The following is a 13,493-nucleotide window of genomic DNA, read 5'->3' as shown; positions in this document are numbered from 1 at the left end:
GATCTGTCCAGCGCCGCCGCGCGATCACCGCATTTGCCGCTGACGGTACTCCCCTGGCGTCATCTGCGCATGACGCTGGAAAAACCGGCTGAAGTAGGCCGGGTCCTTGAAGCCCAGCTGATAGCAGATCTCGTTGGCCGAGCCACCGGTGTACAGCAGCAGGCGCCGGGCCTCCTGCATCAAACGCTCGAACACCAGCCGCTTGGACGGAAGATCGGCGATGCGTCGACAGACATCGTTCAGCCGTGCTTCGGTCACGCCCAGGGCGGCGGCATAGGCTGGGAGCGTCCAGTGCTCCAGATAGTGCAACTCGATCAGTTCGTTGAAGCGGTTGAACAGCCGCAGATCCTCATGCCGTGCTGGGGTCGCCTCCAAGGAATTGGCACACAGCCGTAACAGACCGATCATCACCAGCCTGGCCAGGTCCTGCACAGCGGTGCCCTGCCCTGGCCGATTGCTGCTGATCTCGGCGCCGAGCATGTCGAACAGCACTTCCAGTTGCCGCGCATCGACCGCTGCCTGGCCTTGCAGACGCCCCATCGCGACACACGCTGGCGCCAGCCGCGGCCCGGTCATCAACCCAGGCTCGGCCTGCAGCAGTTGCCATACCAGTTGCTGGCGCACGGTCAGCACATGGCCATCGGCGTCGGGTTCGGTGACGAAGGCATGGGGAATGGTCGGCGGCGTCAGGAAGAACATCGGCCCCGCCTCGTGATAGCGCTGCTCATCCAGGTACACCCGCACACTGCCGGTCTTGACGTAGTGGACCTGGAAAAAGCGGTCGTGCCGGTGCACCGGCATGTTGCGCCCGAAGAAACCGGCCAGGTTGCCGAGCCGGTCGTAATGGACCTCGCTCTCGCTGTAACGCTGGTCGTACACCTGACCGATGTTGATATTGGGGATCGGCTGTCGCTCTTTCATGTCGTGCTCGTGCGGGCTGGCGAGTCGGGCCGGTTTCCATGGTAGCACTGGCCGGTGGTCGCGAATCGTCCTGGGAGTGCCTTGACGATCGTTAACATATTAATTATAACGTTAACACATTAACAAAAATGCCAAGAAGCGCTTCCACACCGCTTCGCCTACCGCCAGGAGAAAAGCATGAGCCGTGCCTTGCACGAGGTTGCCAGCGGCACCCTGTTGGGCGTCGCCCTGAACTACCAGGGCCTGCTACAGCAGCACCTCGCCGCCTTCAACGAACCGCCCTACAAGCAGCCGCCGGTCAAGCCGGTGCTGTTCATCAAGACGCCCAATACCCGCAACCAGCACGGCCAACCCGTCACCTACCCCTCGGCAGTCGATCGCCTGCAACCGGGCCCGGCACTGGGCGTGGTGATCGGCAAGGACGCCAGCCGGGTCAGCGTGGAAAACGCCCTGGCGCATGTGGCCGGCTACACCATCGTCAACGAGTTCAGCCTGCCTGAGGACAGCTACTACCGCCCGGCGGTCAAGGCCAAGTGCCGTGATGGCTTCTGTTCTTTCGGCCCTGAACTGGTGCCTGCGGCGCAGGTGCCCAACCCCCAGGCCCTGGGGATTCGCCTGCTGGTCAACGGCGAACTGCGCCAGCACAACAACACCGCTAACTGCGTGCGCAGCGTGGCCCAGCTGATCGCCGAGATCAGCGAGTTCATGACCCTGCATGCCGGCGATGTGCTGATCACTGGCACGCCGGAAGGCCGCGTCGACGTATTGCCCGGTGACCGGGTGACCGTGGAGATCGACGGCCTCGGCCAGCTGATCAACACCATCGTCGCCGAATGAGGACCTGCCCATGAAACACGCCCGTATCCAGTTCGACGGCCAGGTCCACGCGGCCACCGTCGAGAATGACCAGCACCTGCGTCTGGCCGATGGCCGCCTGGTCGCCGCCGACCAGGTCACCTGGCTGCCGCCGGCCAACGGCACCATGTTCGCCCTGGGCCTGAACTACGCCGACCACGCCGCCGAGCTTGCCTTTACTCCGCCCACCGAGCCGCTGGCGTTCATCAAGTCTCCCGGCACCTACACCGGCCACAACCAGGTCACCTGGCGCCCGGACAACGTCGCCTACATGCACTACGAGTGCGAACTGGTGGCGGTGATCGGCAAGCCGGCGCGCAACGTCAAGCGCGAGGACGCCCTCGACTACCTGGCCGGCTACACGGTCTGCAATGACTACGCCATCCGCGACTACCTGGAAAACTACTACCGCCCCAACCTGCGGGTGAAAAACCGCGACGCCACCACCCCGGTCGGCCCGTGGATCGTCGACGCCGCCGATGTGCCGGACCCGTCCAACCTGACGCTGCGCACCTGGATCAACGGAGAGCTGAAACAGGAAGGCACCACCGCGGACATGATCTTCGACATCCCCTATCTGATCGAATACTTCTCAAGCTTCATGACCCTGCAGCCGGGCGACATGATCGCTACCGGCACGCCGGAAGGCCTGGCCGACGTGGTGCCAGGCGATGAAGTGGTGGTGGAAGTGCAAGGCGTGGGCCGTCTGGTCAACCGAATCGTCAGCGAAGCCGAGTTCTTCGCCCTGAAAGCAAAAGAGGCATGAGCATGATCAAGCACTGGATCAACGGCCGCGAAGTCGAGAGCCGCGACACCTTCATCAACTACAACCCGGCCACTGGCGATGCCATCGGGGAAGTGGCCAGCGGCGGCGCCGAGGAAGTGGCCCAAGCCGTGGCCGCGGCCAAGGAAGCCTTCCCCAAGTGGGCCAACACCCCCGCCAAGGAGCGGGCGCGGTTGATGCGCCGCCTGGGCGAGCTGATCGACCAGAACGTGCCCAAGCTGGCCGAGCTGGAGACCTTGGACACCGGCCTGCCGATCCACCAGACCAAGAACGTGCTGATTCCTCGGGCCTCGCACAACTTCGACTTCTTCGCCGAGGTCTGCACCCGCATGGACGGCCACACCTACCCGGTGGATGACCAGATGCTCAACTACACCCTGTATCAGCCGGTGGGTGTGTGCGGTCTGGTGTCGCCCTGGAACGTGCCATTCATGACCGCCACCTGGAAGACCGCGCCTTGCCTGGCCCTGGGCAACACCGCGGTACTGAAGATGAGCGAGCTTTCGCCCCTGACCGCCAGCGAACTGGGCCGCCTGGCGGTGGAAGCCGGCATCCCCAATGGCGTGCTCAACGTGATCCAGGGTTACGGCGCCACTGCCGGTGATGCCCTGGTCCGCCATCCGGATGTACGGGCGATCTCCTTCACCGGCGGCACCGCCACTGGCAAGAAGATCATGCAGAGCGCGGGCCTCAAGAAGTACTCCATGGAGCTGGGCGGCAAGTCGCCCGTGCTGATCTTCGAGGACGCCGACATCGAGCGCGCCCTGGATGCTGCGCTGTTCACGATCTTTTCGCTCAACGGCGAGCGCTGCACCGCCGGTAGCCGTATCTTTATCCAGGAAAGCGTGTACCCGCAGTTCGTGGCGCAGTTCGCCGCTCGTGCCAAGCGGCTGATCGTCGGCGATCCGACCGATCCGAAGACTCAAGTCGGCTCGATGATCACCCAGCAGCACTACGACAAGGTCACAGGCTACATCCGCATCGGTATCGAGGAAGGCGCACGCCTGGTCGCAGGTGGCCTGGAGCGCCCGGCGGGCCTGCCGGCGCACCTGGCCAAAGGGCAGTTCATCCAACCCACGGTGTTCGCCGATGTGGACAACCGCATGCGCATCGCCCAAGAGGAAATCTTCGGCCCGGTGGTCTGCCTGATCCCCTTCAAGGACGAAGCCGAGGCGCTGCGCCTGGCCAACGACACCGAGTACGGCCTGGCGTCGTACATCTGGACCCAGGACATCGGCAAGGCCCATCGCCTGGCCCGGGGCATCGAGGCCGGCATGGTGTTCATCAACAGCCAGAACGTGCGCGACCTGCGCCAACCGTTCGGCGGCGTGAAAGGCTCGGGGACCGGGCGCGAAGGCGGCCAATACAGCTTCGAGGTGTTCGCCGAGATCAAGAACGTGTGTATATCCATGGGTAGCCACCACATTCCGCGCTGGGGCATCTAGCGCTGCCGGCTCTCACAGTGTGCTGTGGGAGCGGGTCTACCCCATCATGGACACAGAACAACAACACTTCACCGGAGATTCCCATGGGCAAGCTCGCTCTGGCCGCCAAGATCACCCACGTGCCGTCCATGTACCTGTCCGAACTCCCTGGCCCGCGCCAAGGGTTCCGTCAGTCGGCCATCGATGGCCACCTGGAGATCAGCCGCCGCTGCCGCGAACTGGGCGTGGACACCATCGTGGTGTTCGACACTCACTGGCTGGTCAACGCCAACTACCACATCAATTGCGCGCCTCACTTCGAGGGGCTGTACACCAGTAACGAGTTGCCGCACTTCATCGCCAACATGCCCTATGCCTTCCCGGGCAACCCGGCGCTGGGCCGGGTGTTGGCCGAAACCTGCAACCGCCTGGGCGTGGAAACCATGGCCCACGACGCCACCACCCTGGCGCCGGAGTACGGCACCTTGGTGCCCATGCGCTACATGAACGCCGACCAGCACTTCAAGGTGGTCTCGGTCTCGGCGCTGTGCACCTCCCACTACCTCAACGACAGCGCCCGCCTCGGCTGGGCCATGCGCAAGGCGGTCGAAGAGCATTACGACGGGACCGTGGCGTTCCTGGCCAGCGGCTCGTTGTCCCACCGCTTCGCCCAGAACGGCCAGGCACCGGAATTCGCCACCAAGGTCTGGAGCCCGTTTCTGGAGACGCTCGATCACCGCGTGGTGCGCATGTGGGAAGACGGCGACTGGGCCGACTTCTGCGCCATGCTCCCGGAATACGCGGTCAAGGGCCACGGCGAAGGCTTCATGCACGACACCGCCATGCTGCTCGGCGCCCTGGGTTGGTCGCAGTACGACGGCAAGGCCGAGGTGGTCACGCCCTACTTCGGCTCTTCGGGCACCGGCCAAATCAACGCCATCTTCCCAGTCACACCCCAGGACGGCTCCGCCATTCCGGCTGCCCAGGCCTCGACCCCGGCTGGCGTGATATCCGCCAGCCGCTTGTAAGGAGCCCTGCCATGCCTCATCTGGTCCTGCTCTACAGCCCGGACATCGAAGCCGATGCCGACATGGGCGGCCTGTGCCGCGCCCTGGCCGACTGCATGCTCAAGCAGCGTGATGAGACGGGCCGCCCGGTGTTTCCCACCGGGGGTACCCGCGTGCTGGCCTACCCCGCGGCCCATGCGGCGATCGCCGACGGCCAGGGCAACTACGGTTTTGTCTACGCCAACCTGCGCATGGGGGCCGGACGCAGCCGCGCGGTGCACCAGCAGGTCGGCGACAGCCTGCTGGCTGTGCTGCGCGGCCATCTGGACGCGCTGCTCGAACGCCGCCCGGTGGGCGTGACCCTGCAGATCGACGAGAGCCCAGGCCAGGTCTACGACGCCAAGCACAGCAGCCTGCACCCTTTGTTTTCCAAGCCTTGAGGTTTCCATGCTCGACGCCAGCATCATTCAGCACGCCGCCGCCCGCCTCGACCAGGCCGAGCGTTCACGCGAACAGATCGGCCAGTTCTCCCTGGAACATCCGGCCATCACCATCGAAGACGCCTACGCCATCCAGCGCGCCTGGGTCACCCGCAAGATCGCCGACGGGCGCAAGCTGGTCGGTCACAAGATCGGCCTGACCTCGCGCGCCATGCAGGTGTCATCGAACATCACCGAGCCGGACTACGGCGCGTTGCTCGACGACATGTTCTTCGACGAAGGCAGCGACATTCCCTTCGACCGTTTCATCGTCCCCCGGGTCGAGGTGGAACTGGCGTTTATCCTCGGCAAGCCGCTCAAAGGACCGAACGTGACCCTGTTCGACGTGCTGGAGGCCACCGAGTGGGTGATCCCGGCGCTGGAGATCATCGACGCGCGCATCCAGCAGGTTGACCCACAGACCAACGCCACCCGCAAGGTCTTCGACACCATCTCCGACAACGCCGCCAACGCAGGCGTGGTCATGGGCGGGCGCGCCGTTCGCCCCACCGAGATCGACCTGCGCAAGGTGCCGGCGGTGCTCTACCGCAACGGCGTGATCGAGGAGTCCGGGGTGTCTGCCGCAGTGCTCAACCACCCGGCCAAAGGCGTGGCCTGGCTGGCCAACAAGCTGGCGCCCTACGACGTGGGGCTGGAAGCCGGCCAGGTGATCCTCGGCGGCTCCTTCACCCGCCCGGTGGCCGCACGCCCCGGCGATACCTTCCATGTCGACTATGACCAGCTCGGCGCCATTGCCTGCCGCTTCGTCTGAGGATTTGCCATGGACATGCCCATCAACACCTTCAAGCAGCGCCTGCAACGCGGCGAAACGCAGATCGGCCTGTGGCTGGGGCTGGCTGACCCGTATTGCGCGGAGCTGGCGGCCAATGCCGGCTTCGACTGGCTGCTGATCGACGGCGAGCACGCGCCCAATGACCTGCGCAGCTTGCTTGGCCAGTTGCAGGCCATCGCCCCCTACCCCAGCCAAGCGGTGATCCGCCCGGTGATCGGCGACACTGCGCTGATCAAGCAGGTGCTGGACATCGGCGCCCAGACGTTGCTGGTGCCCATGGTCGAAAGTGCCGATCAGGCCCAAGCGCTGGTGCGCGCCATGCGCTATCCACCGAGCGGCGTGCGCGGTGTGGGCAGCGCCCTGGCGCGGGCCTCGCGCTGGAACACGATTCCCGGCTACCTCGACCACGCCGACGCCCAGATGTGCCTGCTGGTACAGATCGAGAACCGCGAAGGCCTGGCCAACCTGGATGCGATTTGCGCGGTGGAAGGTGTCGACGGTGTATTCATCGGCCCGGCCGACCTCAGCGCGGCCATGGGCCATCGCGGCAACCCCGGGCACCCCGAGGTGCAGGCCGCGATCGAGGACGCCATCGTGCGGATTCGCGGCGCCGGCAAGGCCGCGGGGATTCTCAGCGCCGACCAGACGCTGGCCCGTCGCTACATCGAGCTGGGCGCCGCCTTCGTGGCCGTCGGCGTGGACACCACCGTCCTGATGCGCGGCTTGCAGGCGCTGATGGGCTCGTTCAAGGAAGGGGCTGCCAGCCCCGCACCCGGCGGGGTCTATTGAACCCCGCTACCAGCCCCCGGCAGCCAGCGTCAAAAGCGCGGCAGCCACAGGCAAGACACCTACCGGGCGTTAGGCGCTCAATACGTATATCGCGCAACGGCTCAAGCAAGCCCACACCAATAATTCCAACTGTCCAGGCTGCGCCATGATCAACATCGAAACGCCGACCTATTACACGGCCACCAAGAAATACAACCTCAGCTTCCCGACCCTGGAAAGCGACATCGACGCCGACGTGGTGGTGATCGGTGGCGGTTTCTCCGGCATCAACACGGCCCTGGAGCTCGCGGAAAAAGGCATCACCAACATCGTGGTACTCGAAGCCCGCTATCTGGGCTTCGGCGGTACCGGACGCAACGGCGGGCAGATCATGGCCGGCATCGGCCACGATCTTGAGAAGATCAAGGCCAGCGTCGGCGAGCAAGGCCTGCGCGAGATCTTCGAGATCAGCGAGCTGGGCGCCGGCATCATCAAGGAGCGCATCGCCCGTTACGCCATCGATGCCGACTTCTGCCACGGTTATGGCTACATGGGCTTCAATGCCCGTCAGGAAAAGACCCTGCGCGCCTGGGAAAAAGACTTCAAGGCCATCAACCAGAAGGACGAGATCCGCTTCCTGGGCGGCTCGGAGGTCAAGCAGATCATCGGCTCGGACGCCTACAGCAGCGCCCTGCTGCACATGGGTGGCGGTCACGTGCATTCGCTCAACCTGCTGCTCGGCGAAGCTAAGGCGCTGGTCGGCCATGGCGCGCGTATCTTCGAACACAGCCCGGCACTGGAAGTGCAGTACGGCGAGCGCATCACCGTGCGCACCGGCCGTGGCTCGGTCAAGGCCAGCAAGTTGCTATGGGCCTGCGACAGCTTCCTCAACAAGCTCGAGCCTGAGCTGCATGCCAAGACCATCAACACCTATGCCTTCCAGATGATGACCGAGCCGTTGTCGGATGAGCTCATCCAGCGCATCAGCCCGATCCGCGGCGCCTACAGCGATATCCGCCCGGTGATCGACTACTACCGCGTGACCCGTGAGAACCGCTTGTTGTTCGGCGCCGCCACGCCCTTCGTCGAGCACATCCCCCAGGACCTCAAAGCCTGGAACCGCAATCTTATGCTCAAGATCTTCCCGTACCTCAAGGACGTGCGCATCGACCTGGCCTGGGGCGGCCCGATGGCCACCAGTGCCAACCTGTTCCCGCAGATCGGCACCTTGAGCAACCGTCCCAATGCCTTCTACGTGCAGGGCTATTCGGGCTTCGGCGTCACCCCCAGCCACATCATTTGCAAGATCCTCGCCGAAGGCATGCACGAAGGTTCCTCGCGCTACGACCTGATCAGCTCGGTCAAGCACGCGCGGATCCTCGGCAAGGACCATATCCGCCCACTGCTGCTGACTGCCGGCAAGACCGTGCATCAGCTGTCGGGCTTCTTCAACGGCCGTCGTTGATCACTGACTCTCAACCACTGGAGATCCTCTCATGACCCTTACCGCTGTCCGCCAGGGCGTGCAATTGTCCGAACTCGACGCCTGGGGCACCGTTGCCGACCTGGGCTCGACCATTCTCGAAGGCGAGGTCAAGTGCTACGGCAAGATGACCTACGGCGCCCCGACCGACCCGGTCAGCAGTGCTTACTTCGGCACCACCCGCGGCAAGTTCCGCATGGTCTATCCGTTCAGCGAGCAGGCAGTGATCGTCACCGGCGAGATCCAGCTCACTGACGAATCCAGCGGCCAGGTCACCCGCTACAAAGCGGGCGATGCGTGGTTCGTCACCAAGGGCACCCCCGTGCTTTGGGAAGTGCTCAGCGAGACCTTCGTCAAGCACTACCTGGCAGTGGCCTGACCCCTACCCTTGTGGATTTACCCGCGTAAACGTCGGCGTGCGCACCGACGTATTCGCGGGTAAACCCGCTCCCACAAGGACCGTGCACGCCCAGCAACACCGCTCAGCCCCACCCTCGGAAATAGGGCAGCGTTGCAGCCCATCGCAGGCTTCGCCAGCGCCTACAGATGCGGTGTGTGAGCGCTACACAAAACCCGCATCCACAGTTTCGTGTGCCACAGCGCCATGCACCGAACCACTGCATCCTGCATCTGCAGGATGGTCCTCACCTGCCGAGCTGGCGATACTTGTTCACAGGCCCTGACAACAACAAGAACGTCTCAGCCAGGTACCGCCTATGTGCAGCTCCAATGCCGATTTTCTCGCCTCCCCCGGTTTCACGCTGTTCAACGCTCTGGTGCTGGAAGTGCAGCGCCTGGCCCAGGAGCAGCCGTTGTCGCGTTTTCATGATCAGATCCTGCATCGGGTCCGGGCGCTGATCCCGTTCGACACGGCCTGGTGGGGCCGCGCCGCGCTGATCGATGGGTTGCCCGATGAGCACAGCAGCCATGTCTTCGGCCTGCCGCCTGAATACTTGCAGGACTGGCAGTCGATCCGTGACCAAGACCCCACCGTCGGCCTGGTCCACGCCTGCCCGGGACGCGCGGTGATCGTCGACAGCCAAGCCAGGGAAACGCCTGCCGGCCTGCGCTGGCTGGGTGCCAAGCACGGGTTCGGCGAATTCCTGTGCATCATCCACATCGACCCGCAGACCCAACTCAGCGTGCACCTGACGCTCTACCGGGCCATGGGCGCCACTGCGTTCACCGCTCATGAGTGTTTTCTGCTGGATCATCTGATGCCGCATCTGGTGGCCGCCGAGGGCGCCAACCAGATTCGCGCCCTGGTCGCGTTGCGCGAGGCACTCGACGGTGCCAACACCTTGGCCCTGGCCGTGTGCGACCGCCAGGGCACACTGCACTGCGCCGAGCGCGGCTTCGTCGAGCGCCTGCTGCTGGAGTGGCCGGACTGGAGCGGCCCGCACCTGCCTGAGCAGATCAGCCCGGACAGCTACCGCGGCCGCCAGTTGCAACTGGACTCCACCGCCGTGGGCGATCTGTTCCTGCTGACCGCTCGCCCCCGTTCGGTCCTGAGCCTGCTCAGTGCCCGCGAAGCCGATGTGGCCGAGCGCTTCGGCGCCGGCGACACCTACAAAGAAATCGCCCGCCAGCTCGGCGTCGCCCCCAACACCGTGCGTCACCACATCCGCAGCATCTACACCAAGCTGGGCGTCAACAGCAAAGCCGGTATCACCCAACGGCTCCACCACCCACCCAGCTGACCCTGCCCTGATCCACCTCGCCCCGCCATGCCCCATGGCGGGTATGGGGATGCTTTGCCTGCCGTTCACCTATCACAACAACAAAGGAACAGCCCCATGCATCACCGCCGTACCTACGCGCTACTGCTTCCCCTGGCCCTAGCCTGGCCAGACACCCAGGCCGCAGACCTCAACGCCCGCGACTTCGTCACAGCGCCGGTGGGGACCAGCCTGGGGGTTGCCTACCTGCCGCTGACCCGCTCCGGCGACTATCACGGGGCGGGTGACGACAGCGGCAAGGCGGACCTCTCGGTCAACGCCTTCGCCTACCGCCAGCTGTGGTTCAGCGACATCTGCGGCACCCTCTGCACGCCCCAGTTCATCGTGCCCTACGTGGACACCGAAGCGCGCCTGCCCGGCGCCAGCGAACATCAGCGCGAGCGCGGCGTGGGCGACCCGCAGGTCGGCGGCACGTTGTTTTTCATAAACGACCCGCAGTCCCGTACCTACAGCGGTCTGCTGGCCCTGCTCAGCGTGCCGGTGGGCGAGTATCACAGCCAGAATCCAGGCGTGTCACCCGGAGCCAACCGCTGGGCACTGCACCTGAACTACAACTACACCCAAGGCGTCGGCGAGCGCTGGCTGCTCGAGGGCAACCTTGAAGCCCAGCTGTACGACAAGAACGACGACTATCTCGGCGCCGATCTGCAGCAGAAACCGCTGTACCGCCTGCAGGCATTCGCCTCTTACGACTTCTCCCCCACCACCTACGGCGCCCTGCGCCTGATCCATGCCGATGGCGGCGAGCTGGAACTCGACGGCCGGCGTCTGGACGACACCCATCAGCGCTACACCCAGGCCGGTTTCGAACTCGGCCATTGGCTCGACTCACGCAACCAGGTGCTGCTGGGCCTGACCCGCAACGTATCGACCGACAACGCCTACGCGCAGGACAACCTGCTGCTGCGTTTCGTCCACGTCTTCTGAGGAATGCGCCATGACCCTGTTTTCTGCAATCGGCCTCGCCCCCTTGCGCCTGCTGGCCATCGTACTGTTTGCCGCCGTGGTGCCCAGCGTGCTGATGACCGCACCTGCCGTCGCCACCCAATACGCCGCGCAACTTGGCCTGGGCCCGGCACGGATCGGCCAGTTGTTTTCCGTTGAGCTGGCCGCCATGAGCCTGGCCACGCTGCCCGCCTACTACTGGCAATCGCGTTGGGACTGGCGCCAGGTGGCCCGCGGCGCCGCCTTGCTGTTCATCGGCGCCAACCTGGCGAGCGCCTGCACCGACCAGTACGCCACGCTGATGGCCTTGCGCGCCCTGAGCGCCCTGGCCGGCGGCAGCCTGATGGTGGTGTGCATCGCCAGTGCGGCGCAAAGCCCACAGGCAGACCGCGTCTACGGGCTGTGGGTCGGCGGGCAATTGATGCTCGGCGCGGTAGGGCTGTGGGTGCTCCCGCCCTTGTTCGCCAATTTCGGGCTCAAAGCTCTTTACCTCGGGCTGGCCATGCTGATGCTGCTGTGTCTGCCGCTGGCCGGCGCGTTCAGTGCTAGCCCTGCAGGCACCACCCGGCATGCGTCGACCCAACCCCTCGGCCAAGGTTGGCTGCCCGGTCTGTGCGGGCTGTTCGCGGTCCTGGTGTTCTACGCCGGCCTCAGTGCGGTGTGGACATTCATCGGCAGTGTCGCCGCCACTTCGGCCATCGAACCTGCCGACAGTGGCCGGATCCTGTCGATCGCCACCCTGCTCGGTATCGCCGGCGCCCTGTGCGCCACGCTGATCGGTCCGCGCTGGCCGCGCAACGTGCTGTTGGGGCTGGGCCTTGGGCTGATGAGCACTGCCCTGTGCTTGCTGCTGGACACCCCGAGCCTGTTGCGTTTCGCCGGCGCTGCCCTGTTGTTCAAGTTCTGCTGGACTTTCGTGCTGCCCTTCATCCTGGCCTGCCTGGCCGACCTCGACCGGCATGGCCGGCTGATGAACAGCGTCAACCTGGTCATCGGCGGTGGCCTGGCCCTGGGCCCGGCCATCGCCGGCCCAGTGCTGGAGGCGGGTCTGGGCATGCGCAGCGTCCTGATCGGTAGCGCCTGCTGCCTGTTACTGGCCTTCATCGCCCTGATGATCACCCGCCGTTCCCGCTTTCTCGTCACCACTGGAGTACACCCATGACCCGTCGTACCGCGTTCTTCTTCGATGAGCTGTGTTTCTGGCACAGCGCCGGCATGCATGCCTTGACCCTGCCGGTTGGCGGCTGGGTGCAACCGCCTGCCGCAGCTGGCTTCGCCGAATCGCCGGAAACCAAGCGCCGCCTGAAGAACCTGCTGGATGTCTCCGGCCTGAGCCAGTCCCTGCTCCAACAAAGCGCGCCGGCCGCCGACGAAGCGGACCTGTTGCGGGTTCACCCGCAGGCCTACCTGCAACGCTTCAAGGCACTGAGCGATGCCGGCGGTGGCGAGCTGGGGCCGCAGGCCCCGGTCGGCCCCGGCAGCTATGAAATCGCCAAGCGCTCGGCAGGCCTTGCCATCGCTGCAGTGGACGCCGTGCTACGGGGTGAGGCCGACAATGCCTACTCGCTGTCGCGCCCGCCTGGGCACCACTGCCTGGCCGATCAGGCCATGGGCTTTTGCTTTTTGGCCAACATTCCCATCGCCATCGAAGCGGCCAAGGCACGGCATGGTCTGGGCAAGGTGGCGGTGATCGACTGGGACGTGCATCACGGCAACGGCACCCAGTCGATCTACGAAACACGCAGCGATGTGCTGACCATTTCGCTGCACCAGGAGCACTGCTACCCGCCAGGCTACAGTGGCGCCGAGGACTGCGGCCAGGCAGCAGGCGAAGGCTTCAACCTGAACATTCCGCTACCGGCCGGCAGCGGTCACGATGCCTATCTGCAAGCGATGCGACAGATCGTGCTGCCGGCACTGGAGCGTTTCGCCCCCGAGCTGATCGTGGTCGCCTGCGGCTACGATGCCAACGCGGTAGACCCGTTGGCCCGCATGCTGCTGCACAGTGATTCGTTCCGTGCGATGACTGCCTTGCTGCGCGAGGCGGCCGAACGGCACTGCGCCGGGCGCCTGGTGCTGGTGCATGAAGGGGGGTATTCGGAAGCCTATGTGCCGTTCTGTGGACTGGCGGCGATCGAGGAACTGGTGGGCGTGCGCACGGCGGTACAAGACCCGATGCTGGGGTTCATCCAGTCGCAGCAGCCTGGAGCGGCCCATGGACGGTTCCTGGCGGAGTATGTGGAGGCTTTGGCCGGGCGTTTGCGCTGAAGAACGTTGGGGCTGCCAGGCAGCCCT

General features: G+C 65.0%; 14 protein-coding genes. 13 read left to right on the top strand and 1 reads right to left on the bottom strand.

Annotated elements, in window-relative coordinates; translation table 11 throughout:
• Positions 1-24: 24 nt before the first annotated feature.
• Positions 25-921 (bottom strand): 4-hydroxyphenylacetate catabolism regulatory protein HpaA, encoded by an 897-nt coding sequence (gene hpaA, locus ACNFCH_RS16925; protein ID WP_337159455.1) that lies wholly within the window; start codon positions 919-921, stop codon positions 25-27.
• A gap of 177 nt (positions 922-1,098) precedes the next feature.
• Between hpaA and ACNFCH_RS16920 the strand changes: the two genes are divergently transcribed.
• The 13 genes from ACNFCH_RS16920 (at position 1,099) to ACNFCH_RS16860 (ending at position 13,466) form a co-directional block, all read left to right on the top strand.
• A complete protein-coding gene (locus ACNFCH_RS16920) occupies positions 1,099-1,758 on the top strand; it encodes a fumarylacetoacetate hydrolase family protein (protein ID WP_337159456.1) in 660 nt (219 codons plus the stop codon).
• Between the two features lie 10 nt (positions 1,759-1,768).
• The gene (locus ACNFCH_RS16915; protein WP_196164788.1) at positions 1,769-2,542 is read left to right on the top strand and encodes a fumarylacetoacetate hydrolase family protein; all 774 of its coding nucleotides are present in this window, start codon (positions 1,769-1,771) and stop codon (positions 2,540-2,542) included.
• Positions 2,543-2,544: 2 nt separating this feature from the next.
• Positions 2,545-4,005, top strand: a complete 1,461-nt coding sequence (gene hpaE, locus ACNFCH_RS16910; protein WP_337159457.1) for a 5-carboxymethyl-2-hydroxymuconate semialdehyde dehydrogenase — start codon at positions 2,545-2,547, stop codon at positions 4,003-4,005.
• Positions 4,006-4,088: 83 nt separating this feature from the next.
• Complete coding sequence (gene hpaD, locus ACNFCH_RS16905) at positions 4,089-5,012, top strand: 3,4-dihydroxyphenylacetate 2,3-dioxygenase (RefSeq protein WP_416743166.1); 924 nt, start codon at positions 4,089-4,091, stop codon at positions 5,010-5,012.
• Positions 5,013-5,023: 11 nt separating this feature from the next.
• Complete coding sequence (locus tag ACNFCH_RS16900) at positions 5,024-5,431, top strand: 5-carboxymethyl-2-hydroxymuconate isomerase (protein ID WP_337159459.1); 408 nt, start codon at positions 5,024-5,026, stop codon at positions 5,429-5,431.
• A gap of 7 nt (positions 5,432-5,438) precedes the next feature.
• Positions 5,439-6,242, top strand: a complete 804-nt coding sequence (gene hpaH / locus ACNFCH_RS16895) for a 2-oxo-hept-4-ene-1,7-dioate hydratase (RefSeq protein ID WP_416743165.1) — start codon at positions 5,439-5,441, stop codon at positions 6,240-6,242.
• 9 nt (positions 6,243-6,251) lie between these two features.
• On the top strand, positions 6,252-7,052 hold the full coding sequence (hpaI, locus tag ACNFCH_RS16890) for a 4-hydroxy-2-oxoheptanedioate aldolase (RefSeq protein WP_416743164.1): 801 nt from the start codon (positions 6,252-6,254) through the stop codon (positions 7,050-7,052).
• Positions 7,053-7,197: 145 nt separating this feature from the next.
• On the top strand, positions 7,198-8,496 hold the full coding sequence (locus tag ACNFCH_RS16885; RefSeq protein ID WP_416743163.1) for an NAD(P)/FAD-dependent oxidoreductase: 1,299 nt from the start codon (positions 7,198-7,200) through the stop codon (positions 8,494-8,496).
• Between the two features lie 31 nt (positions 8,497-8,527).
• Positions 8,528-8,893: a cupin domain-containing protein gene (locus ACNFCH_RS16880; protein WP_416743162.1), complete on the top strand. Its 366-nt coding sequence runs from the start codon at positions 8,528-8,530 to the stop codon at positions 8,891-8,893.
• A 337-nt stretch (positions 8,894-9,230) separates the two neighbouring features.
• A complete protein-coding gene (locus ACNFCH_RS16875; RefSeq protein ID WP_416743161.1) occupies positions 9,231-10,214 on the top strand; it encodes a response regulator transcription factor in 984 nt (327 codons plus the stop codon).
• A gap of 96 nt (positions 10,215-10,310) precedes the next feature.
• Entirely contained in the window at positions 10,311-11,180 is an 870-nt protein-coding gene (locus ACNFCH_RS16870; protein ID WP_416743160.1) for a transporter, read from the top strand.
• A 10-nt stretch (positions 11,181-11,190) separates the two neighbouring features.
• Positions 11,191-12,360 (top strand): MFS transporter, encoded by a 1,170-nt coding sequence (locus tag ACNFCH_RS16865; RefSeq protein WP_337159466.1) that lies wholly within the window; start codon positions 11,191-11,193, stop codon positions 12,358-12,360.
• Complete coding sequence (locus ACNFCH_RS16860) at positions 12,357-13,466, top strand: class II histone deacetylase (protein WP_416743159.1); 1,110 nt, start codon at positions 12,357-12,359, stop codon at positions 13,464-13,466. The genes ACNFCH_RS16865 and ACNFCH_RS16860 overlap by 4 nt, the downstream gene beginning before the upstream one ends.
• The last annotated feature ends 27 nt before the right edge of the window (positions 13,467-13,493 follow it).

This window comes from Pseudomonas sp. NY15354 (assembly GCF_048068075.1).
GTDB lineage: Bacteria > Pseudomonadota > Gammaproteobacteria > Pseudomonadales > Pseudomonadaceae > Aquipseudomonas > Aquipseudomonas guariconensis_C.
Note: the sequence above shows the minus strand (reverse complement) of the source record. Positions and strands in the feature narration are given on the sequence as shown.